General features: G+C 71.4%; 19 protein-coding genes and 1 pseudogene. 2 read left to right on the top strand and 18 right to left on the bottom strand.

Annotated features, from left to right (window positions below; genetic code table 11):
* Positions 1–357 (top strand): annotated as a pseudogene (locus ABZ297_RS36200) (hypothetical protein); the annotation flags it as partial.
* Here the strand turns inward: ABZ297_RS36200 and ABZ297_RS36195 are convergent.
* Genes ABZ297_RS36195 through ABZ297_RS36185 form a run of 3 tightly spaced genes read right to left on the bottom strand, consistent with a single transcriptional unit; the run spans position 321 to position 2,174 of the window.
* Positions 321–1,250: an RluA family pseudouridine synthase gene (locus ABZ297_RS36195; protein ID WP_355355962.1), complete on the bottom strand. Its 930-nt coding sequence runs from the start codon at positions 1,248–1,250 to the stop codon at positions 321–323. The pseudogene ABZ297_RS36200 and the gene ABZ297_RS36195 overlap by 37 nt on opposite strands.
* Positions 1,243–1,821: a signal peptidase II gene (lspA, locus tag ABZ297_RS36190; RefSeq protein ID WP_355355960.1), complete on the bottom strand. Its 579-nt coding sequence runs from the start codon at positions 1,819–1,821 to the stop codon at positions 1,243–1,245. Before lspA ends, ABZ297_RS36195 begins: the two co-directional genes overlap by 8 nt.
* Entirely contained in the window at positions 1,785–2,174 is a 390-nt protein-coding gene (locus tag ABZ297_RS36185) for a TraR/DksA C4-type zinc finger protein (protein WP_355355958.1), read from the bottom strand. Before ABZ297_RS36185 ends, lspA begins: the two co-directional genes overlap by 37 nt.
* 441 nt (positions 2,175–2,615) lie before the next feature.
* On the opposite strand from ABZ297_RS36185, the gene ileS reads away from it, so the two are divergent.
* Positions 2,616–5,765, top strand: a complete 3,150-nt coding sequence (ileS, locus tag ABZ297_RS36180; RefSeq protein WP_355355956.1) for an isoleucine--tRNA ligase — start codon at positions 2,616–2,618, stop codon at positions 5,763–5,765.
* 227 nt (positions 5,766–5,992) lie between these two features.
* Here ileS and ABZ297_RS36175 read toward each other — a convergent pair whose 3' ends face one another.
* The 15 genes from ABZ297_RS36175 to ABZ297_RS36105 form a co-directional block, all read right to left on the bottom strand.
* Entirely contained in the window at positions 5,993–8,074 is a 2,082-nt protein-coding gene (locus tag ABZ297_RS36175; protein WP_355355954.1) for a hypothetical protein, read from the bottom strand.
* Positions 8,075–8,114: 40 nt separating this feature from the next.
* Positions 8,115–8,993 (bottom strand): DivIVA domain-containing protein, encoded by an 879-nt coding sequence (locus ABZ297_RS36170; RefSeq protein ID WP_355355952.1) that lies wholly within the window; start codon positions 8,991–8,993, stop codon positions 8,115–8,117.
* A gap of 106 nt (positions 8,994–9,099) precedes the next feature.
* Complete coding sequence (locus tag ABZ297_RS36165) at positions 9,100–9,390, bottom strand: YggT family protein (protein ID WP_350809216.1); 291 nt, start codon at positions 9,388–9,390, stop codon at positions 9,100–9,102.
* Between the two features lie 80 nt (positions 9,391–9,470).
* Complete coding sequence (sepF, locus tag ABZ297_RS36160) at positions 9,471–9,971, bottom strand: cell division protein SepF (protein WP_355355950.1); 501 nt, start codon at positions 9,969–9,971, stop codon at positions 9,471–9,473.
* 139 nt (positions 9,972–10,110) lie between these two features.
* A complete protein-coding gene (locus ABZ297_RS36155; protein ID WP_355355948.1) occupies positions 10,111–10,803 on the bottom strand; it encodes a YggS family pyridoxal phosphate-dependent enzyme in 693 nt (230 codons plus the stop codon).
* Positions 10,804–11,654: 851 nt separating this feature from the next.
* The gene (gene ftsZ, locus ABZ297_RS36150) at positions 11,655–13,109 is read right to left on the bottom strand and encodes a cell division protein FtsZ (protein WP_355355946.1); all 1,455 of its coding nucleotides are present in this window, start codon (positions 13,107–13,109) and stop codon (positions 11,655–11,657) included.
* Between the two features lie 380 nt (positions 13,110–13,489).
* Entirely contained in the window at positions 13,490–14,152 is a 663-nt protein-coding gene (locus ABZ297_RS36145) for an FtsQ-type POTRA domain-containing protein (protein ID WP_355355944.1), read from the bottom strand.
* Entirely contained in the window at positions 14,149–15,549 is a 1,401-nt protein-coding gene (gene murC / locus ABZ297_RS36140; RefSeq protein ID WP_355355942.1) for a UDP-N-acetylmuramate--L-alanine ligase, read from the bottom strand. The genes ABZ297_RS36145 and murC overlap by 4 nt, the downstream gene beginning before the upstream one ends.
* The gene (murG, locus tag ABZ297_RS36135) at positions 15,546–16,622 is read right to left on the bottom strand and encodes an undecaprenyldiphospho-muramoylpentapeptide beta-N-acetylglucosaminyltransferase (protein WP_355355940.1); all 1,077 of its coding nucleotides are present in this window, start codon (positions 16,620–16,622) and stop codon (positions 15,546–15,548) included. The genes murC and murG overlap by 4 nt, the downstream gene beginning before the upstream one ends.
* A gap of 12 nt (positions 16,623–16,634) precedes the next feature.
* Positions 16,635–17,858, bottom strand: coding sequence for a putative lipid II flippase FtsW (gene ftsW, locus ABZ297_RS36130; RefSeq protein ID WP_355355966.1), 1,224 nt, complete (start codon positions 17,856–17,858; stop codon positions 16,635–16,637).
* 56 nt (positions 17,859–17,914) lie between these two features.
* Positions 17,915–19,273, bottom strand: coding sequence for a UDP-N-acetylmuramoyl-L-alanine--D-glutamate ligase (gene murD, locus ABZ297_RS36125; RefSeq protein WP_355355964.1), 1,359 nt, complete (start codon positions 19,271–19,273; stop codon positions 17,915–17,917).
* Between the two features lie 5 nt (positions 19,274–19,278).
* Complete coding sequence (mraY, locus tag ABZ297_RS36120; protein WP_355355938.1) at positions 19,279–20,334, bottom strand: phospho-N-acetylmuramoyl-pentapeptide-transferase; 1,056 nt, start codon at positions 20,332–20,334, stop codon at positions 19,279–19,281.
* Positions 20,331–21,749: a UDP-N-acetylmuramoyl-tripeptide--D-alanyl-D-alanine ligase gene (gene murF / locus ABZ297_RS36115; RefSeq protein ID WP_355355936.1), complete on the bottom strand. Its 1,419-nt coding sequence runs from the start codon at positions 21,747–21,749 to the stop codon at positions 20,331–20,333. Before murF ends, mraY begins: the two co-directional genes overlap by 4 nt.
* Positions 21,746–23,314 carry a UDP-N-acetylmuramoyl-L-alanyl-D-glutamate--2,6-diaminopimelate ligase gene (locus tag ABZ297_RS36110; protein ID WP_355355934.1) on the bottom strand — a complete coding sequence of 523 codons (1,569 nt, stop codon included), beginning with the start codon at positions 23,312–23,314 and terminating at the stop codon, positions 21,746–21,748. Before ABZ297_RS36110 ends, murF begins: the two co-directional genes overlap by 4 nt.
* A 40-nt stretch (positions 23,315–23,354) precedes the next feature.
* Positions 23,355–25,124 (bottom strand): penicillin-binding protein 2 (locus ABZ297_RS36105; protein ID WP_355355932.1); only part of this gene is annotated, 1,770 nt, incomplete at its 5' end.

Below are 25,124 nucleotides of genomic sequence, written 5' to 3'. Positions count from 1 at the left end.
AACACAGGGTCGGATTCGTATGTGAACTACCTGCTGCCCGGCATCCTGCTCATCACGATCGCCTCGGGCATCGCCTACACCGCATTCCGGCACGCTCACCGTCGCCATGGTGGCGGGAGGCGCGGCGTGGTGGTCCAGCCGGACGGGGCACAGCCGGCACCCCTCGTCGGTGCCCGCCGTGGTGCACAGCTCCCCGGCGCTCATCCCGCCCGCGTCGGAGAAGCCCACGCCCACCAGGAGCGGGACCCTCGGCGAGCAGAGGTCGCACACACCTTGGACCTGGGGCGACGGCGGGAGGCGGCAGGGCCGCTGACCGCGGCTCAGGACTCGGCGCGGACCAGGTCGAGCGCCTTCTGAAGGTCGTCAGGGTAGTCGGTGCTGAACGACATCCACTCGCCCGAGCTCGGGTGCTCGAAGCCGAGCGAGACCGCGTGCAGCCACTGCCGGTGGACTCCCAGCCTGGCCGCCAGCGTCGGGTCGGCCCCGTACAGCAGGTCGCCCACGCACGGGTGGCGCAGCGCCGCCATGTGCACCCTGATCTGGTGCGTGCGGCCGGTCTCCAGCTTGATGTCGAGCAGCGACGCTGCCCTGAACGCCTCGATCGTGTCGTAGTGGGTGACCGACGGCTTGCCGCCCGCGACCACCGCGAACCTGCCGTCGCCGGACGGGTGCCTGTCGATGGGGGCGTCGACGGTTCCCCTGAACGGGTCGGGGTGGCCCTGCACCAGCGCGTGATAGCGCTTGTCGACCGTGCGCTCCTTGAAGGCGCGCTTGAGCCGGGAGTAGGCGTGCTCGCTCTTGGCCACCACCATCGCGCCGGTCGTGTTGGCGTCGAGGCGGTGCACGATGCCCTGGCGCTCGGCGGCGCCGCTGGTGGCGATCGTGTGGCCGGAGCCGAGCAGACCGCCGAGGACCGTGGGGCCGGTCCAGCCGACCGTGGGGTGGGCGGCCACGCCGATCGGCTTGTTCACCACCACCAGATCGTCGTCCTCGTAGACGATCCGCATGCCGGGCACCGGCTCGGCGACCGGCATCGGGGTGGTCACCGGCGGCGGGAGCGTCACATCCAGCCAGGCTCCCGCGTGCACGCGGTCGGACTTGGCCGCCTCCCGCCCGTCGACCAGCACCTCACCCGCGACGATCAGCTCGGCGGCGCGGGTGCGGGAGAAGCCGAACAGCCGCGAGAGCGCCGCGTCGAGCCGCTCACCCTCGAGCCCGTCAGGTACCGGCAGGCTTCGCTGCTCAGCCACGCGTGACCTCCCTGCCGCCCTCGATCTGATAACCACGCCAGGCCAGGAACACCGCCAGGATGCCGCCGCAGACGATCGCCGAGTCGGCGATGTTGAACACCGGGAAGTAGTCGATCACCGGGAAGTGGCCGGGCAGAACCTCGATGAAGTCCACCACGTGCCCCTGGAACTGGACGGACCTGCCCAGGCCCGACGGGTAGCGCAGCAGCCTGTCAGTGAGGTTGCTCAGCGCCCCGCCGAGCAGCAGGCCCAGCGTGATCGCCCAGGGCAGACTGCCGAGCTTGCGCGCCGTGCGCACGATCGCGATCACCACGCCCGTGGCGATGAAGGTGAAGACGATGGTCATTCCGGTGCCGATGCTGAACGCGGCACCGGAATTGAAGATCACCCGGAACTGCAGCACGTCCGGGATGACGACCAGCGGCGCCTTGCCCTCGAGGGTCCGCAGCACGACGGTCTTGCTGATGACGTCGCTCGCGTAGATGACGACCGCGAGCACGGCGAGGACGGCGAACAGGCGGCCCCGCCGCTTGCCTACCGGCGCTCCTCCCTCTGCTTGCAGGTCACGCACAGCGTCGCCCTCGGGAACGCCTGCAGACGTTCCTTGCCGATCGGCTTGTGGCACGATTCGCACACTCCATAGGTCCCTGCGTCGATCCTGGCGATCGCACGTTCGTTCTGCGCGACTAGGTCGCGCGCATTCAGGGTAAGGGCGATCTCGCGTTCCCGCTCGTACGTCTTCGCGCCGGCGTCCGCCTGGTCGTCTCCGGCCCCCTGAGTGACATCACCGGAAGCGATCTCCGACTCGTGGCGCAGGATGTCCGCGTTCAACGCGTCGATCTCGCTCTGCAGGGTACCGCGTACCTCGGCCAGCTCCTCTTCCGACCACATCGACGGTGTAGCGGTCTGCGTGACTGCCGCCATGGCTGCCTCCATGCTGATCAAGGCCGTAAATGGTGCGGGCAGCTTAGGTCTCCGATAACGAAACGGCAAACGACCCGCCGGACGGTTTACCCCTCCTGTAATAACCCGCCTCGCCCCTCTAACTCCTCACTCGCGGCGTCCATTCCCACAACTTTGTAGGGGTTTACGACTTCCCTACCGGATCCAGATCAACCACCTGGAAACGCGGAAGCCTTCGGCTCCACTCTGCGTTATGGTGTGTAGCTGCAAGGCGTTGATGGGGCCCTGTGAGGGATATCACCCCGGAGCCGCCGGAAGAACGGCTCGTCCGAGCTCACTAGAACCGGCAGCAGACCAATGAAGAGGGCCTCTCCCGAGGTCAAGAAGGGTGGTACCGCGGAGCCGCACGGCTTCGTCCCTTCACGCAGCCCTGGCCAGCGAAGCGTGGAGGTCCCGCCCGAGATGTCTGCCCCAACTTTCCGCTCTCTACCCGCGCAGGTCGACCTGCCCGCGCTCGAGCGTGAGGTCCTCGACCGTTGGCGCGACGGGAAGATCTTCGAACGCTCCGTCGAGCAGAACGAGGGCAACCCGTCCTGGGTCTTCTACGAGGGCCCGCCCACCGCGAACGGCCTGCCCGGCGTCCACCACGTCGAGGCCCGCGTCTTCAAGGACCTCTTCCCCCGCTACAAGTCGATGCGCGGTTTCAGCGTGCCGCGCAAGGCCGGCTGGGACTGTCACGGCCTGCCCGTCGAGGTCGGCATCGAGAAGGAGCTCGGCCTCAGCGGCAAGAAGGACATCGAGGCGTACGGCATCGCCGAGTTCAACGCCAAGTGCCGCGAGTCCGTGCTGCGCCACGTCGACGCGTTCGAGCAGATGACCGAGCGGATGGGCTACTGGATCGACCTGTCCACCGCCTACCGCACCATGGACCCCTCCTACATCGAGGCGGTCTGGTGGTCACTCAAGGTCGTCTTCGACAAGGGGCTGCTCTTCCGCGACTTCCGCATCACGCCCTACTGCCCGCGCTGCGGCACCGGCCTGTCCGACCACGAGCTGGGCCAGCCTGGCGGCTACGAGACCGTCTCCAGCCCATCGGTGTACGTCCGCATGCCCGTCACGTCCGGGCCGCTGCGGGAGCTCGGCGCCTCGCTGCTGGTCTGGACGACCACGCCGTGGACCCTCGTCTCCAACACCGCCGTCGCCGTGCACCCCGACGTGACCTACGTCGCCGCGCGCACCGCCGACGGCGAGGTGCTCGTCGTCGCCGAGCCGCTGCTGCCGGTGCTGGGCGAGGGCGCCACCGAGGTGGCCCGCCTCACCGGCCGCGAACTGGAGCACACCAGCTACCAGCGCCCGTTCGACCTGGTCGACATCCCGGGCGCGCACTACGTGGTGCTCGGCGAGTACGTGACCGTCGAGGACGGCACCGGCCTGGTCCACCAGGCCCCCGCCTTCGGCGCGGACGACATGGCGGTCACCAAGCAGTACGGCATGCCGGTGGTCAACCCGATCGGCCCCGACGGGCGCTTCCTCGACGATGTCCCGATGGTCGGCGGCCAGTTCTTCAAGGACGCCGACGAGGGCCTCACCGACGACCTGCGGGCCCGCGGGCTGCTGTACCGCGGCGGCCACTTCGAGCACAGCTACCCGCACTGCTGGCGCTGCCACACCCCGCTGCTCTACTACGCGCTCCCGTCCTGGTACGTCAGGACCACCGCCGTCAAGGAGCAGATGCTGGCCGAGAACGCCAAGACCAACTGGTTCCCCGAGACGATCAAGTGGGGCCGGTTCGGCGAGTGGCTGCGCAACAACGTCGACTGGTCGCTGTCGCGCTCCCGCTACTGGGGGACCCCGCTGCCGCTGTGGGTGTGCTCCGAGGACGACTCGCACGTGACGTGCGTCGGCTCGCTGGCCGAGCTGAGCACCCTCGCCGGCCAGGACCTGTCGGCGCTCGACCCGCACCGCCCGTACGTCGACGACGTCGTCTTCCCGTGCCCGCACTGCTCCGCGGAGGCCCGCCGGGTGCCTGACGTCATCGACGCCTGGTACGACTCGGGGTCCATGCCGTTCGCCCAGTGGGGCGAGCGCGGCAAGCCCGACGGCGTCTACCCCGCGCAGTTCATCTGCGAGGCCACCGACCAGACCCGCGGCTGGTTCTACTCGCTGATGGCGATCGGCACGCTGGTGTTCGGCCAGTCCTCCTACGAGAACGTGCTCTGCCTCGGGCTCATCCTGGCCGAGGACGGCCGCAAGATGAGCAAGCACCTCGGCAACGTGCTGGAGCCCATCCCGCTGATGGACGAGCACGGGGCCGACGCGCTGCGCTGGTTCATGGCCTGCTCCGGCTCGCCGTGGTCGGCCCGCCGGGTGGGTCACAACGCGCTCGAGGAGATCGTCCGCAAGGTTCTGCTGACGTACTGGAACACCACGTCGTTCTTCACGCTCTACGCCAACGCCGAGTCGTGGTCGCCGTCCATGCTGGCCGATGCGCCGCCGGTGTCCTCGCGTCCGCTGCTCGACCGGTGGGCGCTGGCGGAGCTGCACCGCACGGTCGCCGACGTCACCGCCTCGCTGGACGAGTACGACACCCAGCGCGCCGGGCGCCGGCTCGCGGACTTCCTCGACGACCTGTCCAACTGGTACGTGCGCCGCTCGCGCCGCCGGTTCTGGCAGGGCTCGCGCGAGGCGTTCGCAACGCTCTACGAGTGCCTGGAGACGGTGACCCGGCTGATGGCGCCCATCACGCCGTTCGTCACCGACTACCTGTGGGACGTCCTGCGCGCCCCCGACGCGCCCTCCTCGGTGCACCTCGCGCCGTGGCCGGTCGTCCGCGAGGAGCTGCTGGACGCCCCGCTGTCGGAGCAGATGGCGCTGGTGCGCCGCCTGGTGGAGCTGGGGCGCTCGGCCCGGGCGTCCTCCGGGGTCAAGACCAGGCAGCCGCTCGGGCGGGCGCTGGTGGGCGCGCACGGGTGGCCGTCGCTGCCGTCGGAGCTGCGCGACCTCATCGCGGACGAGCTGAACGTCCAGGCACTTGAGGACATGTCCGGATTTAGTGCCGACCTCGTGTCTTACACCGTTAAGCCGAACTTCCGGGCGTTGGGGAAGCGGTTCGGGTCACAGACCAAGCTGGTCGCCGCGGCCGTGGGCGGCGCTGACGCCGCCACCGTGGCCCGCGCCCTCCGCTCCGGCTCCACGGTCACGCTGGAGGCGGGCGAGCTGGGTCAGGTGACGCTCGGCCCCGACGACGTGATCGTCACAGAACAGCCCCGCTCGGGCTGGGCGGTGGAGACGGGCGCGGTCGACACGGGCACCGGCGAGACGGTCGCGCTCGACCTGGAACTCACGGACGACCTGCGCCGCGCGGGCCTCCTGCGCGAGGTCATCCGCCTGGTTCAGGAGGCGCGCAAGTCGACCGGCCTGTCGATCACCGACCGCATCGACCTGTGGTGGACGACCACCAACGCCGAGCTGTCCCAGGCCCTGCGCCAGGGCGGCGCCCTGGTGGCGGAGGAGGTGCTGGCGTCCACCATCACCGAGGGCACCGGCGAGGACGACCTCCCGTCCCACACGGACGCGGACCTGTCGCTCACCTTCCAACTGCGCCGCGCCTGACCACCACCCCAGCGGATCTCGGAAACCCGAGATCCGCTGGGCTCACACAGACAACCATGGGGGTCGGGCAGGCGCCGGCAACCGCCAGGACCGGCGCCCGCGGACAACCACTCGGGCCGCACCGACGAAGAACCGCCTCGGCGCGCGGCCCGACACAGAGATGACACAGTCCCGTGTCTGATCGCCTACGAGCAGCGATCAGACACGGGACTCATGTCCAGGCCCGGTCAGCTGGCCGTTTCGCGGTCGTCCTGGCAGACCGAGCAGCTCGTCAGACCGGCCGCCTCGGCGTCGTCGATCGTCATGGTCTCCACACCCGTGTCGCCCGCGCCCCTGATGAGCGGGCAGGCGGTGCTGTGGTAGCGGCGAGTGCCCACGATGACCTTCACGGTGGCAGGCGCTTCGTCCTTGCCGCCACCCTTCGCCCCCTTCGCCGCCTTGGCAGGCTCGACGGGGGCTGGCTCGGACATCGTGACCGGCTGCTTCTTCGCGGCACCCGAGGCCGCATCCTTGGCGGGTGCGGCGCCGCGCGGGGCCTCCGGCGACTTGGCACCCCCTGAAGCCGTCTTACCGCGTGCCGCCTCGGGAGACTTGGCGCCTTCAGCGACCTCCTCGGCGACCGGCTCAGCCCGCTCGGGCTTACCCGCCGCCCCTCCTTGAGGCTTGCCGGGCGCCGCCCCCTTCGACTTGCTGGACGCCGCCGACTCCTGGGACGTGCCCGGCGTCGCCGACGCCTCGGGCTTCGTTGTCGTGGACGGCCCTTCAGGCTTCGCGGACGTGGCCGGCTTCTCGGGCTTGGCAGGCGTCGACGACCCCTGCGACTTCCCGGGCGTGCCCGGCGGCAGCGGCCCCCCTGGCTTGGCGCCCGCCTCCGCCGACGAGGCGGGACGTTCGAGCGCCACGGCCTGTTCCGCCGCGGCAGACTTGGTGCGCTGCCTCTCGGCCGCCTCACCGGACGGTGCGGGGCGCGGCCCAGCCGACGCCGCAGCGGGCCGCCCGGCCGTGCCGGGGCGCTGCACCTTCAAAATGGCCGTCGAATCGCCGGACAGGCCCGGCAACTGCGGGGCCGGCTCGTCGGGACGTATCGCACGCTGCGGCGCGGTCGCGGGGCCCTCGTCATCCGGATCCGGGGCACCACGCTCGGCACCGCCGGACTCCCGAGCGGTGGAGGGACGCGCCTCCGGCTTCCCGGACGTCGCCTTCGCCGGCGTGGCCGCACCTGACTCGGCGCCCGCCTTCGCGGACGCGGGCCGGGAGGTTGACTGGCTGGACGTTGACTGCCCGGCCCCGGATCCACCGGACGCGGCCTTGGAGCCGTCGGAAGCCTGCTTGGAATCGGACGCGGGCCGACCGGGCGACGGCTGGCCCGACGTGGACCGAGCGGGCCGAGCGGACGCGGACTGGCCAGGCGACGGCTGGCCGGTGGCGGGCTTGGAGCCTTCGGAGGCTTGCTTGGAGCCTTCGGAGGCTTGCTTGGAGCCCGGGGAAGGCAGAGCGGGCTCGGTCTGCTGCTCTTCCGCGGGCGCCTTCGATGCGGAGGCCGTGGCCGGGCGGGCGAACCAACCGGCCGATCCGTCCGGCTTCGAGGCGGCGGACGTGCCCGGGGTGGGGGTGGAAGCCTTCGAGTCGGGCTTCGGCTGCCCCGTACCGGCGGGAACCGGCGGGCGCAGGTCTCGGGTCACCTCGGGGGGAACGGTCCGGTGTTCGGCGGCAGGACCGGGCTTGTCGGGGCCCGGCTTGTCGGCACCGGGCTGCGCGGTGACGGCGGGTTCCGGGTCGGCCGCGGGCGGCAGCTGCCGTCCGCCGAGCGCGGCGTCGGGCAGGCACGCCGTGCAGGGCGTGAAGCCCTCCTCGCGTGCCTCCTCGTACGTGAGCTCCTCGTGCTCCCGCCCGGCGAGCTGCCGGCACCCCGGGACGTGGTACCGCTTGCGCCCGGGGATCACCAGGACGATCACGTCCGGAGAGACGCCTCTCGGCGCAGGGCGGCCCGGGGCCGGAGCGGGGACGGTCGCCGTCTGCTGTGGCGTCTGCGGACGCGGGGACGGCGGCGCTCCAACCGGGCCAGGGCGGGTCTGGTCGTACGGCAGGCCGGGCGGCACTGCCCCCACCGGAGGGACGGCCGACGCAGCGGCACGCCCACCTCGGGGAAACAGCTCATGACGCCGCAGGAACGCCCCGATCACCAGGAACAGCGCGGAAAGCACGCTCACCACGATGGACCACATGATCAGGAACGGCTTTGCCAGCACGAAGCCCGCGATCAGCAGAACGATCGCCGCGAGCACCAAACCAGCGCTGATGAGGATCACAGGGGGCTCTTTCGAGTGACGGGCCTATCGACCCGCTACCTTACCGGCGATCGTTGTGAGGACCGTCACCGCCGGGGAAAACGCCCTGCGGAGCCTCGCCCCCGAACGGGTTCGGGCCGGGCAGAGGCTGCTGACCACCCTGCGGCACCGCGTGCGACATGGCGGGCGACATGGCGGGCGCCGCGGCAGGACCACCCGACATGACCGGGAACCCGCCACTGCCCTCGGCGGAGACGTTCAGCTCGGCGAGCTGGTTCTCCAGGTAGAGCTTGAGGCGGCTGCGGTACTCGCGCTCGAAGCTGCGCAGCTCCTCGACCTTGCGCTCCAGCTCGTCGCGGGTCTGGACGAGGGAGCCCATGGCCTGGCGGTGCCGCTCCTGGGCGTCGCGCTCCAGCGTCTCGGCGCGGGCGCGGGCGTCGCCGATGACCTGCTCGGCCTGGCGGCGGGCCTTGGTGAGGATCTCGTCGGCCTCGCGGCGGGCGCGGGTGACGGTCTCGTCGGCCTCGCGGCGCGCGTCGGAGATCGCCTGGTCGGCGGTCTGCTGGGCAAGCGCGAGGACGCGGGCCGCGGTGTCCATGTTGTCCTCCGCCGGAGGCATGTTCATGGCCACGGGAACCGGCTGCGGCTGGGGCTGCGGCTCGGGGGCCCGCATGGGCTCGGGCTGCGGCGGCGCCATCATCTCCGGCTTGGGCTGCTCCTGCACCGGCGCGGGGGCCATGGGCATGTTCATGCCGCCCGGCACCTTCCCGCGCATGGCCTCGGCCAGCTTGGCGCGGAGTTCCTCGTTCTCTTGGATCAAGCGGTCAAGCTCAGCCTCGACTTCGTCGAGGAAGGCGTCGACCTCTTCCTCGTCGTAGCCCGGCCGGAGCCGGGTGGTACTGAACTGCTTGTTCCGCACATCAGCGGGGGTCAGCGGCATCTTTTGGTCTCCTTGGCGCGCTTGGAGTCTGTCCTGAGGGACGGTTAACCCGAATCACTTCAGCGCGGACACGAGTTGGATCATGACCGGTGCCACACAACCCCCGTCACCGGCCCAGCGATCCAGCGATCTGGATCAGGATCAGAACCACGATGAACAGGACTGTGAAGCTTAGGTCAAAGGCCACCGTACCCAACCGGAGCGGGGGAATGAAACGGCGGAGGAACTTGAGGGGTGGGTCGGTGGCGGTGTATGTGGCTTCGGCGAGCACCAGGACGACCCCGGAGGGCCGCCACTGTCGGGCGAACGCCTGAACCGTCTCAAAGATCATCCGGCCGATGAGCAGCACCAGATAGAGCGACAGGACAACGACCAAGATCTGACTCACGATCCCCACGGCCTGGCCGCTCCCCCACTCCTGATGTGCACTCCGGGTCTCGGCGAGACCTGGTTGGGTCTGATAGGCATACAGAGACTCTAACTCTGGTTGAAGAATCCGCGTTCCGCGATTCGGGCCTTGTCCTCGGCGGTCACCTCGACATTGGCAGGGGACAACAGGAACACCTTGTTGGTAACACGTTCAATGCTGCCATGTAGGCCAAAGACTAGACCTGCCGCGAAATCGACGAGCCGCTTCGCGTCGCTGTCAACCATTTCGGTCAGGTTCATGATGACCGGAGTCCCGTCGCGGAAGTGCTCGCCGATCGTACGGGCCTCATTATAGGTGCGGGGGTGGAGCGTCGTGATGCGCGCCAGGTCGGTCGTGCGGCGCTCCAGGACGGTCGTGGCGGGCCTCTGGGCCGGAACCCCGGAGTCGGTGTCCTCGTCGCGGTCCTGGACCGTCACGGGACGCTCCTCGCCGGTTCTCGAGGGCTCGTCCTCGTAGGCGTACTCGTCCGTGTAGGGCTCGTACCTCTCGTAGCGGTCGTCCTCCACGAGACCGAGGTAGACCGCCATCTTGCGCATCGCGCCGGCCATCGCTACGTCGTCCTCCTGCTCATGGTCGCACTCGCTCGGGCCTGTCGCCGGGCCCGAGGCGGTAGCCGTACCCCCTTGGAGCTCACCGCTGATCGACCTCTACTGGAACCGCGGGCCTGAAGACCCACTTGACGGGACATTACCTGACGAAGGGCTTGCGGCGGCCGAGCAACGCCGTACCGACTCGCACGTGTGTCGCACCGAACGCGATCGCCTCCGCCAGATCGTGGCTCATACCCGCCGAGACCATCGTGGCACGCGGATGCCGCTCCTGTACGGCCAGCGCGACCTCACGCAGCCGCCTGAACGCAGGGCCTGGCTCCTCCCCCAGCGGTGCCACCGCCATCACCCCGCCCAGCCACACGCCGTCGGCGGAGGCGATCTCGTCGGCCAGGGCGGGGACGTCCGCGGGCCTCGCGCCGCCCCTCTCCGGGTCGTCGTCCAGCGCCACCTGCACCAGGCAGCCGATCTCACGGCCCTGCTTCACCGCCTCCCGGCTGATCGCGCCGACCAGTCGCGCCCGGTCCACGGAGTGGATCAGGTCCGCGTACCCGACGACCGAACGGACCTTGTTCGTCTGCAGCTGCCCGACGAAGTGCCAGGTCAGGGGGAGGTCGGCGCACTCGCGCGCCTTCTGCGCGGCCTCCTGGTCGCGGTTCTCGCCGACGTCCCGCACCCCCAGTTCGGCCAGGACGCGCACGTCGGACGCGGGATAGGTCTTGGTCACGGCGACGAGCGTGACCTCCTGCCGCTCACGCCCGGCGGCCCGGCACGCCTCCTCGATGCGCTGGTCGACCTCGGCCAAGCCGGCCGCGATCTCGTCCTTCCTCATCGCACTTCCCACCCTTTGCATCACGTTCCATCCACAGCCTTCACCCTCGCCGCCACCGTTCCACACCCTCCGCGTGCTCTTTCATCCACGCGCGCCCCCACCTCGCCGGGGGCGCCGCACCCTCCGTGGCGTTCCGGCGCACCGCTTCTTCACAGGGCGGGGACGAAACCGCCGGGCCTGACCGATACCAGTCATCCCGGATTCATGTGGCGCCGGGTATGCCCGATCCCCATCGGCGCCACTCCCGACCTGCGGGACATCGGGCCTGACCGTCCCGAGTCCGCGCCGCTACGGGCCCGCGTGACACAGCGAGCGCCGCGGGCTTCGGCTCCACCGTCCGGGCGGCAGGCGGTGCAGTCGCCGGAATGGGCCGGCTCTCCGGGGGGCCGGCAGGGGCGGCGGGGCGAGGGGCGGCGCTCCTTTGAGAGGCCACCGTGGACGGGCGCGCTCTCCCATGGACCTCGCTGGTGGCCTGCCCACAGCACGAGGACTCTCTCCTGGGCCCGCCAGCAGCCCGGGGCGCGTCATTGTCCACCGGAACTCGCTGGTGGCCTGCTGGCAAGGCGCGCACACTCTCCTCCGGCCCTTGGCGCGAGCCAGTCAGCAGCACGGCCCAAGCCCTGCTCCGGGCCGTGCACGTGGGCGTGTACTCCGGCAGACCTTGTCGCGGGTCTGGGAGTGGCGCGAGCGCCTCTCCCAGTAGGCCCCGCAGCCGGCGGCGGGGCCGCCGCTCCGATAGGCCCTCGCTGTGGGCCGATCGGCGGCGGGTCTTCCGGTGGGCCTCGGCGGTGGAGCGCCGCCGTGCAGGCGGTGCCCCTGGCCGGCGTGTCACGGGAGGGACGAGGGCCGGGCTACTTGAGGAAGTCGGGGACGTCGAGTTCTTCCTCTTGCTCCTCGAAGACCACCGGACGGCGTTTGGCCGGCTCCGACATGCGGGAGGTGATGGGTGTGGGCGGATTTGCCGGTTCGGGGGTGGGGCGCGGGATGGAGACGGGGCCGGAGGGCTCGTCGGCGATCGGCTCGGGAGCCGGCGCGGGCTCCGGGGGCGCCTCCACCGGCCGGACGGGCTCCGGCCGGGGCTCAGGGCGCGACTCGGCCCTCGGCGGCTCCTGCCTGAAGTCGGCCCGGGGCTCCGTGCGAGGCTCGGCCCGGAAGTCGGGGCGCGGCTCCGGACGAGGCTCGGGCCGGGCCTCGGCCCTGGGCTCCGGCCTGAAGTCGGGGCGCGGCTCAGGCCGGGACAGCGGCTCGGACTTGACCGTGGGCGAGGAGACGGCGCTCGGCCGGGCCGGCGCCGGAGCCGCCGTCGCGGCCGCGGCGGGCCTGGCCGCCGGGCGCGGCAGTGGCTTCTCCACCGGTGGTGGCACGTCGTCGAACCCGGCCGCGATCACCGTGACGCGGACCTCGTCGCCGAGCGCGTCGTCGATGACCGTGCCGAAGATGATGTTGGCGTCGGGCGCCGCCGCCATGGAGACGAGCTGGGCCGCCTCGTTGATCTCGAACAGGCCGAGGTCGGAGCCGCCGGCGATCGACAGCAGCACGCCGTGCGCGCCGTCGATGCTGGCCTCCAGCAGCGGGCTGGAGACGGCCATCTCGGCCGCCGCCACCGAGCGGTCGTCGCCGCGGGCGTGGCCGATGCCCATGAGCGCCGAACCGGCGCCGGACATGACGGACTTGACGTCCGCGAAGTCGAGGTTGATCAGGCCGGGCGTGGTGATCAGGTCGGTGATGCCCTGGACACCGGAGAGCAGCACCTGGTCGGCCGCCTTGAAGGCGTCGAGAACGCTCACCTGCCGGTCGGAGATCGACAGCAGCCGGTCGTTCGGGATGACGATCAGGGTGTCGACCTCGTCGCGCAGGGTCTCGATGCCCGCCTCGGCCTGCGAGGCCCTGCGGCGGCCCTCGAAGCTGAACGGCCGGGTCACGACACCTATCGTGAGCGCGCCGAGCGACCTGGCGATGTTGGCCACGACCGGCGCGCCGCCGGTGCCCGTGCCACCGCCCTCGCCCGCCGTGACGAAGACCATGTCGGCCCCCTTGAGGACCTCCTCGATCTCCTCGCGGTGGTCTTCCGCCGCCTTGCGCCCGACGTCGGGGTTGGCGCCCGCGCCCAGTCCGCGCGTGAGCTCCCGCCCCACGTCCAGTTTGACGTCGGCGTCACTCATCAGCAGCGCCTGGGCGTCGGTGTTTATCGCGATGAACTCGACGCCCTTGAGTCCCTCCTCGATCATCCGGTTGACGGCGTTCACTCCGCCGCCGCCGATGCCGACGACCTTGATGACCGCGAGGTAGTTCTGCGGTGCTGCCACGACGAGGGGCCTTTCCGCTCGTTGACTTGCCATTTCGGTGCGGAGTTCTCCGCGTTCTGTTCAGTACGGTTAACTCTCAACCTCAAGTTGAGATTCAGATTTATGTCAACCTGAGGATTGATACGGACAGTAGGAGTTTCGCTCCGCGCGGGTCAACTAACCGCGCCGCAAGCACGTCCGGCGTGTCGCGGGCTGTCCGTTTCGCTCTGTCGTCGCGCCTGGTCGGAGGCTCTCCTCCCAGACACTCGGGTTACAGGCTCTCACGCCGGACCGCCTACCTCGTACAGGCTCGGCGGCCGTCTTTCGGGTCTCTGACGGGTCCAGCGGCGTTATGTGAGGCATGTCCCGCGAGAGGTGGTCCGCAAAGCGCTGCTCCAAGGTCACTTGAGGGTCACCACGTCCGGTGAGCTCACGTCGTAGACGTCCGCCTTGCGGGTCAGCAGCGAGGCGAGAATGCGCGCCTTGTCGGTGCCGCGGTCGGTGCCGCCCCAGACGATGGTGCGCCCGTCCGTCAGGCGCAGTGAGACCCCCTCGGGGGACGTGGCCTGCACGGCCCGGACTCTGCCCGTCAGCGTGGCGGGCAGGTTCCCGATCACCTTGAGCGCCGCCATCGTCGCCGGGTCGCCCGCCCCTGGACGGTCGACCTTGAGCACCGGCAGCCTGGCCGGGGCCACGTCCTTGATCTCGATCACCACGCCCTGCCCGTCGATCAGCGCCGCTTTGCCCCCGGCGAGGACGGCGGCCACCGCCTCACGCTCGACCACCTCGATCTTCAGGGTGCCGGGCCACACCCTGTCGACCTTGGCCGAGGCGAGCTGTCTGATCAGCAGTACGCGGCTCTGCACGTCCGCCAGGTCCACGGTGGCCAGCGGGTGCAGTTCCTCGACTCCGGCCTGCTGCTTGATGCGCTCGGCGGGCACTGTGAGATTTCCCACGATCTCCACCGAGCGCACCCCGAGGACCGGCGAGAAGAACACCAGCCACGCGGCCGTGCCCACCACCCCGGCGGTGAGCAGCACCAGGAACGCCGTGCGCGTTCTCACCGTGCGGAGAGCTCCGCCACGATCTGCGGGCCCAGCTCGGTCACGTCGCCCGCGCCCATGGTCAGCACGATGTCGCCCGGACGGGCCCGCTCCGCGACCAGCGCGGGCACCGAGGCCCGGTCGGGGGCGTAGGAGACCTGGCCGGGCGGCAGCGGGACACGGCTGGCCACCATCGCACCGGAGACGCCCGGCTCGGGGTCCTCGCGGGCGCCGTAGACGTCGAGGACGACGACCTCGTCGGCGAGCCCGAGCGCGGCGCCGAACTCGTCGGCGAAGAACCTGGTGCGCGAGTACAGGTGCGGCTGGAAGACCGCGACGACCCGCCCGGAGCCCGAGTAGGACGCCACCACGTCGCGGGCGGCCCGCAGGTCGGCGGTCAGCTCGGTCGGGTGATGGGCGTAGCTGTCGAACACCGCGACTCCCGCCGCCTCGCCCTTGGCCTCGAAGCGCCGCTTGGCCCCCGTGAAGGTCGCCAGGCCGTCTCTGATCTCCTCGAACGGCAGGCCGAGCTCGTCGGCCACGGCGATCACTGCGGTGGCGTTGAGCGCGTTGTGCGCCCCCGGCACGGCCAGCCTGACATCGCCCTTGCCCTCGATGGAGAACGTGATGCCGAACCCGTCGGGACGCACGTCCGTCACCCGGTAGTCGCCCTCGGCGCCGTAGGTGCGGACCCGCAGGCCGCGCGCCTGCGCCACCGAGACCAGCTCGGCCGCGCCCGGGTCGTCGGCGCAGACGATCAGCAGCGAGCCGACCCGGTCGACGAACCGGGCGAAGCTGTCGTGGACGGCCCGCGGGTCGCCGTAGTTGTCGAGATGGTCGGCCTCGACGTTGGTCACCACGGCGATGTCGGGCGCCAGCATCAGGAACGACCCGTCGCTCTCGTCGGCCTCGGCCACGAACACCGCGCCCGACCCCTCGTCGGCCCCCAGCCCGGTGGTGACGAGCTGGCCGCCCACGCAGTACGACGGGTCGGCGCCGCACTTCTGCAGCGCCACGGTGAGCATCGAGGTGGTGGTGGTCTTGCCGTGGGTGCCCGCGACGGCGACGCCGGTGCGCCCGGACATCACCGCGGCCAGGGCGGCGGCGCGCGGGATGACCCGCAGCCCCTGCTTGATGGCCTCGCCCAGCTCGGGGTTGGAGTCGCGGATGGCGGTGGAGACCACCACGGTGTCGACGTCCTTGATGTGGGAGGCGGCGTGGCCGATGTGCACGGTCGCGCCCAGCTCGCGCAGCTCGGTGACCAGCTCGCCGCTGCGGGCGTCGCTGCCGGACACCCGCACCCCGCGCTTGAGCAGGATGCGCGCGATGCCCGACATGCCCGCGCCGCCGATGCCGATGAAGTGCACGCGCCCCAGATCTTCGGCGGCGATGGGATCGACCAGCTTGACGAGACTCATCGGGCTATCTCCAACACTTTCCTGGCGAGCATGACATCGGCGTCCTTCCGGCCGAGTCGGGAGGCGGCCTCCGACATGGCGACGACCCGTTCGGGGTCGTGGAGGATGGGCAGCACGTTCTGGATGATCCAATCAGATGACAGCGTGGTGTCGTCGGCGACGAGGCCGCCGCCGCCTGCGACGATGCGGTCGGCGTTGAGCTGCTGCTCGCCGTTGCCGTGCGGGAGCGGCACGTACGCCGCCGGCAGCCCGACAGCGGTGAGCTCGGCGCAGGTCAGCGCGCCACTGCGGCACAGCGCGAAATCGGCGGCGGCGTAGGCGAGGTCCATGCGGTCGATGTAGGGCAGCAGCACGTACTGTGGGTCGCCGGGCGGCGGCTCGTGGTCGACGGTGTTCTTGGGGCCGAGCACGTGCAGCACCTGCACGCCCGCGCGGCGCAGCGTGGGCGCGGCGGCCAGCGCGGCCTGGTTGATCGACCTGGCGCCCTGCGAGCCGCCGAACACCAGCAGCGTGGGCCGGTCGGTCTGCAGACCGAACCAGGAGCGGGCCCTGTCGCCCATCGACAGCCGGTCGAGGGCGGTGATCTCACGTCGCAGCGGGGTGCCGACGTACTGGGCCTTGGCCAGCGTGGAGTCGGGAAAGCCGGTGAAGACGTGGTCGGTGAGCCTGGCGCCCAGCCGGTTGGCCAGCCCGGGGCGCGGGTTGGCCTCGTGCACCACGATCGGCACCCCCCGCCGCTTGGCGGCGAGGTAGGCGGGCGTGGCCACGTACCCGCCGAAGCCGACGAGGACGTCGGCCTTGGCCCGCTCAAGGATGCCCGCGGCCGCGTTGACGGCCCCCGCAAGCCTGCCCGGCACGGTCAGCAGCTGCGGGGTGATCGCCCTAGGCAGCGGCACGGCGGGCACCAACTCCAGCTCGTACCCTCTGGCGGGCACGAGGCGGGTCTCCAGGCCGCGCTCCGTGCCCATGCAGGTGATGCCGATGCCCTGGTCGTATCGGCGCAGCGCGTCCGCAAGGGCTAGTGCGGGTTCGATGTGCCCGGCCGTCCCGCCACCGGCGAGGACCACCCTCATCTCGGTCACTCCCTAACGTCTCGCTCTGCCTCTGGTCATAGCCCCCAGGCCAAGCCAGCTTAGGGCTCGGACGGCCGCTCCGGGGCCACGCGCGGCCAGCGCCTCCCGCGCGCCCGGCTCGCGTTTGGCGAAGGACAGCAGCATGCCGAGCGCCGCCAGCGTGGGCAACAGCGCGGAGCCGCCGTACGACACCAGGGGCAACGGAATGCCGGTGATGGGCAGGACGCCGATGACCGCGCCCATGTTGACCACGGCCTGGCCGACGACCCAGGCCGTGACGGCGGCGGCGGCGAGCCGCACGAACGCGTCGTTGACCCGGACCGCGACCCGCAGCCCCGCATACCCCAGCAGCCCGAACAGCGCCACCACGACCAACGTGCCCATCAGCCCCAGCTCCTCGCCCAGGATGGCGAAGATGAAGTCGCTCTCGCCGTGCGGCAGCCAGCTCCACTTCTGCCTGCTGCTGCCGAGCCCGAGCCCGAACCAGCCGCCCGAGCCCATCGCTATCTGCCCCTGCACGGCCTGGTAGCCCGCGCCCTGCGCCTCGGCCCAGGGGTCGAGGAAGGCGCCGATGCGGGCCATCCGGTACGGCTCGATCTTGATCATGATGACCGCGGCGAGCACGGCGAGCGCCAGGATGCCGCCGAACAGCTTCACCGGCGCTCCCACCACCCACAGCAGCGACAGGAAGATCATGAACAGTACCAGGGTGGTGCCGAGGTCGCGGCCGAGCATGACCATGACGGCCAGGATCGCGGTGCCGGGCATGAGCGGGATGAGCATCTGCCGCCACTCGATGCGCCCCGCCCGCGCCCTGCGCGCCAGCAGGTCGGCTCCCCACAGCGCCAGGCCGAGCTTGGCCGGCTCCGAGGGCTGGAGGTAGAAGATCCCGACGTCGAGCCACCGCTGCGCGCCCAGCTCGGACTTGCCGATGAACAGCACCATGACCAGCGCGATGATCGACAGCGCCATCAACGGATAGCCCGCCCACCGGAAGATCTTGTGCGGCAGCCGCGAGCACGCCCACATGATCGGCACGCCGAGCGCGGCCGACATCGACTGCTTGATGAACCAGTAGAACGGGCTGCCGGTCTTCTGCAGCGCCTCGATGCTGGAGGCCGACAGCACCATCATCAACCCGAGCGCCAGCAGCAGCCCGCTGCACCCGATGATCAGGTAGTAGGTGGTCAGCGGCTTGCCGAGCAGCTCCTTCACCGCGGCGAGCTGCTCGCGCAGCCATCCGGACGGCCCTTCGACGTCGGCGCCGGTCGCGCGCTCCCCGGTGGTCGTGCTCACGTCCGCCGCCCCAGCCCGCGGACGGCTCGCGCGAAGGCCTCCCCTCGCGCCGGGTAGTTCGCGAACATGTCCAGGGACGCGCCCGCGGGCGACAGCAGCACGGTGTCCCCGGGGGTGGCGAGCCTGGCGGCTTCGGTCACGACGCGGTCCATCACACCAGTGTCTTGGTCGGCGATGTCCACGACGGGGACATTCGGCGCGTGTCGCGCGAGAGCTTCGGCGATCCTGCCCCGGTCCACGCCGATCAGCACCGCTCCGCGCAGCCTGGGCGCGGCCTGGCGCACCAGCTCCTCGACGTCCGCTCCCTTGAGCTGGCCGCCCGCGATCCAGACGATCGACGGGTAGGCCGACAGGGCCGCGGCGGCGGCGTGCGGGTTGGTGGCCTTGGAGTCGTCGACGTAGTCGACCTCGCCGACCCGTTCGACGTGCGTCATCCGGTGCGGGTCGGGGACGAAGTCGCGCAGGCCCTGACGCACCGCCTCGGACGGCACGCCGACCGAGCGGGCCAGCGCGGCGGCGGCGAGGGCGTTGGCGACGTTGTGCGGCGCGAACGGCCGGACGTCGTCGAGCGTGGCCAGCTCCTCGGCGGCCTCCACCGGGTCGACGACGAACGCCCGGTCCACCAGGAGGTCCTCGACCACGCCCAGCTCGCCCGGCCTGGGCACGCGCAGCGTGAAGCCCACGGCGCCGCGGTAGGGCGCGGCCAGGCGGGCCACGGCGGGGTCGTCGGCGTTGTAGATCACGGTGCCGGCCCGCTCGTACAGGCGGGCCTTGGCCGCGGTGTACTCCTCCATGGAGCCGTGCCAGTCGAGGTGGTCGGGGGCGAGGTTGAGGATGGCGGCGGCGTGCGGGGCGAGCGAGCTCGACCAGTGGATCTGGAAGCTCGACAGCTCGACCGCCAGCACGTCGTACGGCTCGCCCACGGCCTGCACGACGGGCAGGCCGACGTTGCCCACCGCGACGGTCTTGCGCCCGGCCGCCAGCAGCATCGCGGTGAGCATGCGCACCACGGTGGTCTTGCCGTTGGTGCCGGTCAGCGCCAGCCAGGGAGCGGCGTGCTCCGGGCGCAGCCGCCAGGCCAGCTCCACCTCGCCGACGACCTCGACGCCCGCCTCCACAGCGGCGGCGACCAGCGGGTGGTGCGGCGCCCAGCCGGTGGTGACCAGCCTGGTGACGCCCCTGGGCAGCTCCTTGGCGCCGAAGCGCACCTGCACGCCGTGCCCGGCCAGCTCGGCCGCGGCCGCGAGCTGCCGCTCCCCCTCGACGGCCTCCACGACCACGACCGGCTCGCCGCGCCCGGCGAGCACCCTGGCGACGGCCGTGCCGGAGACGCCGAGCCCGGCGACACAGGTCAGGCCCGTCACCGAGGCATCCACTCGACGTAGAACAGGCCCAGGCCGAGCGCGGCGCAGAGCCCGGCGATCAGCCAGAACCGGACCACGATCGTGGTCTCGGCCCAGCCCTTCAGCTCGAAGTGGTGCTGCAGCGGCGCCATCCTGAACACCCGTTTCCCGGTCATCTTGAAGAACCCGACCTGGATGATCACCGAGAGCGTGATGATCACGCACAGCCCGGCGAGGATGATCAGCAGGAGCTGGGTACGGGTGGCGATCGCCAGCCCGGCCAGCACGCCGCCCAGCGCCAGCGACCCGGTGTCGCCCATGAAGATCTTGGCGGGCGGCGCGTTCCACCACAGGAAGCCGATGAGCGCGCCGAGCACCGCGGCGGCCACCACGGCCAGGTCGAGCGGGTCGCGCACCCAGTAGCAGTTGGGGCCGAGCTGGTCGATGCAGTTGTTGCGCAGCTGCCAGTTGCCGATCAGCACGTACGCGCCGAGCACCACCCCGGTGGCGCCGCTGGCCAGGCCGTCGAGCCCGTCGGTGAGGTTCACCGCGTTGGAGAAGCCGACGATCATGATCAGCACCCAGATGGTGAAGCCCACGATGCCGATCGACGGGCCGAAGTCGCGCAGGAACGACAGCCGGGGCTCGGCGGGCGTGATGCCGTACACGTTGGCCTGGCCGGTGACCAGCACCGCGAAGATGGCGCCGATCACGAGCTGGCCCAGCGCCTTGGCGCCGCTGCGCAGGCCCAGGCTGCGCTGCTTGTAGATCTTGATGAAGTCGTCGAGGAAGCCGACCGCGCCGAGACCGGTCATCAGGAACAGCACGAGCAGCCCCGAGACGGTCGGGGGCTCGAGCCTCCCGAGGTGGGACGCCCCGTAGGCCAGCAGCGACGCCAGCACGATCACCGTGCCGCCCATGGTCGGGGTGCCGCGCTTGTCGTAGTGCCCGGACGGGCCCTCCTCGCGGATCTCCTGGCCGTAACCGCGCCGGGAGAACAGCCGGATGGCCAGGGGCGTTCCCAGCATCGACAGGATCAGCCCCACCGCACCGGCGATGATGATGTTGATCACTGCGCGGCACCTCCGAGCAGCAGCTCGGCCGTCCGCTCCAGGCCCATCGCCCTGGGGCCCTTGACCAGCACGACGTCGCCGGGCCGCAGCCATCCGGCCAGCTCGGCCGCCGCCGCCTCGGCGTCGGCGACGTGCACGATCCGAGTGCCGGGGGGCGGCGGTCCGCCGGGGCCGGCCTCCTGGGAGGCGGCCGCGAAGGCGCCGTCGAGGACGGGCCCGGCGTCGGGCCCCGCGACGATCAGGCCCGTCAGGCCCGCGCCGCCCGCCAGCCGGCCCAGCTCCCCGTTCAGCACGTCGCTCTCGTCGCCGAGCTCGCGCAGCGCGGCGATGACGGCGAAGCGGCGGCGCTCGCCGCTGAGCGCGGCCAGCGCCCGGAAGGCGGCCCGCATCGAGTCGGGGTTGGCGTTGTAGGCGTCGTTGACGACGGTGACCCCGTCGGGCCTGTCGGTGACCTCCATGCGCCACCGGCTGCGCGGAACGGCCTCCGACAGCTCCTCGGCGATGGTGGCGACGGGCAGGCCGAGCTCGTACCCGGCCGCGGCGGCGGCCAGCGCGTTCTCCACGGCGTGCTCGCCGTACAGCTTCAGCGTGACGGGCGCCGCGCCGGACGGCGTGCGCAGCGTGAACGAGGCGCGCCCGCGCGCGTCGACCGTGACGTCCTCGGCGCGGATGGCGGCGGCCTCGCTGCGGCCGAAGAGCGTGACGCGGGCGTCGGTGCGCGAGGCCATCTCGCTCACCAGCGGGTCGTCGGCGTTCAGCACGGCCACGCCGGTGCGCGGCAGCGCCTCGACGAGTTCGCCCTTGGCCTTGGCGATGGCCTCCTTGCCGCCGAACACGCCGAGGTGGGCGGTGCCGACGTTGAGGACGACGCCGATCTGCGGCGGGGCGATGCGGGTGAGGTCCTGGATGTGGCCGATGGTGCGGGCGGCCAGCTCCAGCACCAGGAAGCGGGTGTCGACATCGGCCCGCAGGACGGTCAGCGGGTGGCCGAGCTCGTTGTTGAACGAGCCGGCAGGCGCGATGGTCGGGCCGATGCGGGCCGTCAGCCTGGCCAGGAGGTCCTTGGTGGACGTCTTGCCTGCCGAGCCCGTGACGCCGATCACGGTCGTGTCAGGCAGCGAGGCGGCCTGCGCGGTCGCCAGGTCGGCCAGCGCGGCGGCGGCGTCGGGGACGATCACCGCGGGAGCGTCGACCGGCCGGGTGGCGAGCACCGCGACCGCTCCGGCCCTGATCGCCTGGGCGGCGTAGTCGTGGCCGTCGACCCGGCCGCCCCTGAAGGCGACGAAGAGGGATCCCGGCTCGACCTGACGCGAGTCGATCACGACAGGGCCGCGCACCACGGCGCGGGGGTCGGCCATGCCGGACAGGGCGCCCGACGTTATCTCGGCGATCCGCGCCAGCGGCAACGGGATCATGCGTGCTTCCTGCTTTCCTTGCGTGCGTCGATCGCTTCGGCGACCACTTCACGGTCGTCGAAGGGGATCACCTCGCCTGAAACGTACTGACCCTGCTCGTGGCCCTTGCCGGCCACGACGATCACATCACCGCGTTCGGCCCGGCCGACCGCCAGGTCGATCGCGGCTGCGCGGTCAGGCTCAATGATCACATGAGCGCGGTCGTGCTGCGGAACGCGGAGCGCTCCATCCATCATCGCGGCCAGAATGTCCAGAGGGTCCTCGGAGCGAGGATTGTCGCTCGTGAAAATCGCCACATCGGCCAGCCGGGCCGCGGCCTCGCCCATGAGCGGCCGTTTGCCCTTGTCGCGGTCGCCGCCGCAGCCGAGCACGACGGTCAGCTTCCCGGAGGTGACCTCGCGCAGCGAGCGCAGCACCGATTCGACCGCGCCGGGTTTGTGCGAGTAGTCGACGACCGCCTGGAACTCGTCGTCGTCGCCGGTCACGCGCTGCATGCGGCCGGGGACTCCGGTGAGGGTGCCGACGCCGCGCACCGCGTCGGGCACCGAGACGCCGGCCTCGACCAGCGCGACGATCGCGCCCAGGGCGTTGGCGACGTTGAACGGGCCGGGCAGCGCGATCCGCACGTCCGCCTCGACGCCGCCGGGGCCCGTCACCCTGAACACGCTGCCATCGGCGCCCAGCCGGACGTCCAGCGCCCGCCACAGCGCCTGCGGGTCGCCCGTGGCGGAGAACGTGGTCATCGGCACTCCGGCCAGGTCCAGCAGCTCGCGGCCGTAGCGGTCGTCGAGGTTGGTGACGCCGACGCGGCACAGCTCGGGCTGGAAGAGGCGCACCTTGGTCGCGAAGTACTCGTCGAAGTCCTTGTGGAAGTCGAGGTGGTCCTGCGACAGGTTGGTGAACAGGGCGACGTCGTAGAAGACGCCGTCGACCCTGCCGAGCGCGAGCGCGTGGCTGGAGACCTCCATGGCGGCGGCGGTGACGTCCTGCTCGCGCATGAGCGCGAACAGGGCGTGCAGCTCGGACGCCTCGGGTGTGGTGAGCCTCGGCTCGAAGCGCAGCTCGCCCGCGTGGATCTCGACGCCGCCGACCAGGCCCGTGGTGTGACCCGCCGCGCGCAGGCCCGCCTCCAGCAGGAACGTGCTGGTCGACTTGCCGCTGGTGCCGGTGACGCCGAGCAGCCGGATGTCCTGGGCGGGCTGCCCGTACACCCAGGAGGCGACCTGGCCGAGGACGGCGCGCGGGTCGGGCACGATCAGCACGGGCAGCCCGGTCGCGGCGGCCTCGTCGCGGCCGTCGGGGTCGGTCAGCACCGCCGCGGCGCCGCGCGTCAGCGCCTCGCCGGAGAAGGCGGCGCCGTGGGCGCTGTTGCCCTTGAGGGCCACGTACAGGTCGCCGCGGGTGACCTGGCGGGAGTCGATGGTGACGCCGGTCAGCGTGGCGTGCGGCGACCGGGACGTGCCGGAGCCGGCATCGAGCCCGGCATCGAGGACGGTCGCCGGCACGGTCGCCAGCATGGTCGCCAGCCCGGTCAGCGGGCGGGGCGAGTTGGTCGTTGGACGCATAGAGGACGGGGGACGCACGGCGGCAGCGTACCTTCCCTGGTCACTGTCCGGCGCCCAGCCGCACCGGAGGCGCGGTGGAGCCTGTGGGAGGAATCTTCCTGCTCTTGATGGCGAACGTCATCACATCCTTGAACACGGGGGCCGCGATCTGCCCGCCGAAGTGGCCGTTCTTCGGGTCCTGCAGCACCGACAGCACCACCAGGCGGGGCGCGTCGGCGGGGGCGAACCCGACGAAGGAGGCCGTGTAACCGTCGTAACGGCCGAGCCGCTGATCGTAGCGGTTGGCGGTGCCGGTCTTGCCCGCCACCCGGTAGCCGGGGATGGCGGCCAGCTCGCCGGTGCCCTCGGCGCTCACCGCGGCCTCGAGCATGGTCGTGATCTCCTGGGCGGTCCTGTCGCTTACCACCCTGGTCTGCTTACCGGCAGGAGCCGGGACGAACCTGCCGTCCTTGTCGGTGGTGCCCGCGACGATCTGCGGTTCGATCCGGACGCCGCCGTTGGCGATGGTCTGGTAGACGCTGGCCATCTGCAGCGCGGTCACCGACACGCCTTGGCCGTAGGCGACCGTGCAGCTCTGGCTGCCCGACCAGTTCTTGTAGTCGGGCAGCAGGCCCGCGCCCTCGTCGGGGACGCCGCCGCCGGGCTTTGCGCCGAAGCCGAAGGCCCTGAGCATCTCGTACAGGCGCTGGCTGCCGACCTTGCGCGCGGCCATGACCGTGCCGACGTTGCTGGACTTGGCCATCGCCTCGCGAAACGTCATCGCCTCCGGCTTGTGCGCGTGGGCGTCGCGCAGCACCCGGTCGGCGCACCGGATGTTGTCCTTGACCTGGAAGACCGTGTCGGGGTTGACCAGCCCGGCCTCCATCGCCGCCGCGGCCGTGATCACCTTGTTGGTGCTGCCCGGCTCGAAGACGTCGGAGGCCGCCCTGTTGATGTAGGTGGCGGGCGGGGCCTTGCGCCAGTTGCGCAGGTCCAGCTCGGGGGCGTTGGCCATGGCGACGATCTGGGCGGTGCGCACGTCCATGACGATGACGGTGCCGCTGCTCGCGCCCGACGCCTTCACCTGCTCGGCGACGGACTGCTGGGCGGCCCACTGGATGTCGCGGTCGATGGTCAGCCGCACGTCGCCCCCGTCAACGGGGGCCTCGCGCTGGCTGGCCGTCATCGGGATCGGCTGCAGGTCGCGGCCCGTCTCGACGCGCTGCTCGCCGTCGCGGCCCGCGAGCAGGGTGTTCCTGGCCCGCTCCATGCCGCCCAGGCCGTTCCCCTCGTCGCCGACGAACCCGATGAGGCTGCCCGCCAGGTCACCGGCCGGGTACATGCGGCGGTAGGTCTTCTTCGCCGTCAGCCCGGGCACGCCGGACTTGAGCAGCGCGCCGGTCTTCAGCGGGTCGACGTCCCGGGCCAGCAGCTGGTAGCGGGTCTGCGTGCGGGCCAGCTTGGCGGCGACGTCCTGTTCGGACGTGCCGAGCTGCCCGGCGATGACCGCGGCGATCTTCGCTCTGGCCGCCTCGGGCACCATCGTGGGGTCGATGGCGATCTCGCGGGCCTCCACGGTCAGGGCCAGCGCGTGGCCGTTGACGTCGGTGATGGAGCCGCGCTTGGCCGGGATCTCCTCCTCGTGCGTGCGCTGGACGGCGGCGGCGGCCTCGTAGACCTTGGAGTCGAGGCCCTGCATCTGGATGAGCCGGCCGGCGAAGATCGACAGGATGAAGGTCATGCCGATCAGGCCGATGTTGATGCGCCTGCGCGGGTTGCCCAGCCGCAGCACGAGCGGCGGCCTCGGGGGGCGCGGCGGCGGCCTGCGGGG

Origin of the sequence: Nonomuraea sp. NPDC005983, from assembly GCF_040614375.1 — a bacterium.
GTDB lineage: Bacteria > Actinomycetota > Actinomycetes > Streptosporangiales > Streptosporangiaceae > Nonomuraea.
This window is presented reverse-complemented; position numbering and strand designations above follow the sequence as displayed.

Excerpts from the sequence above, each read along its gene's own strand:
- ABZ297_RS36110 (WP_355355934.1), bottom strand. The coding sequence starts at position 23,314 with ATGCGTCCAACGACCAACTCGCCCCGCCCGCTGACCGGGCTGGCGACC.
- ABZ297_RS36170 (WP_355355952.1), bottom strand. The coding sequence starts at position 8,993 with ATGCCGCTGACCCCCGCTGATGTGCGGAACAAGCAGTTCAGTACCACC.
- murC (WP_355355942.1), bottom strand. The coding sequence starts at position 15,549 with ATGAGTCTCGTCAAGCTGGTCGATCCCATCGCCGCCGAAGATCTGGGG.
- murG (WP_355355940.1), bottom strand. The coding sequence starts at position 16,622 with ATGAGGGTGGTCCTCGCCGGTGGCGGGACGGCCGGGCACATCGAACCC.
- ABZ297_RS36155 (WP_355355948.1), bottom strand. The coding sequence starts at position 10,803 with ATGAGGAAGGACGAGATCGCGGCCGGCTTGGCCGAGGTCGACCAGCGC.
- murF (WP_355355936.1), bottom strand. The coding sequence starts at position 21,749 with ATGATCCCGTTGCCGCTGGCGCGGATCGCCGAGATAACGTCGGGCGCC.
- sepF (WP_355355950.1), bottom strand. The coding sequence starts at position 9,971 with ATGGCCGGCGCGATGCGCAAGATGGCGGTCTACCTCGGTCTCGTGGAG.
- ABZ297_RS36185 (WP_355355958.1), bottom strand. The coding sequence starts at position 2,174 with ATGGCGGCAGTCACGCAGACCGCTACACCGTCGATGTGGTCGGAAGAG.
- ileS (WP_355355956.1), top strand. The coding sequence starts at position 2,616 with ATGTCTGCCCCAACTTTCCGCTCTCTACCCGCGCAGGTCGACCTGCCC.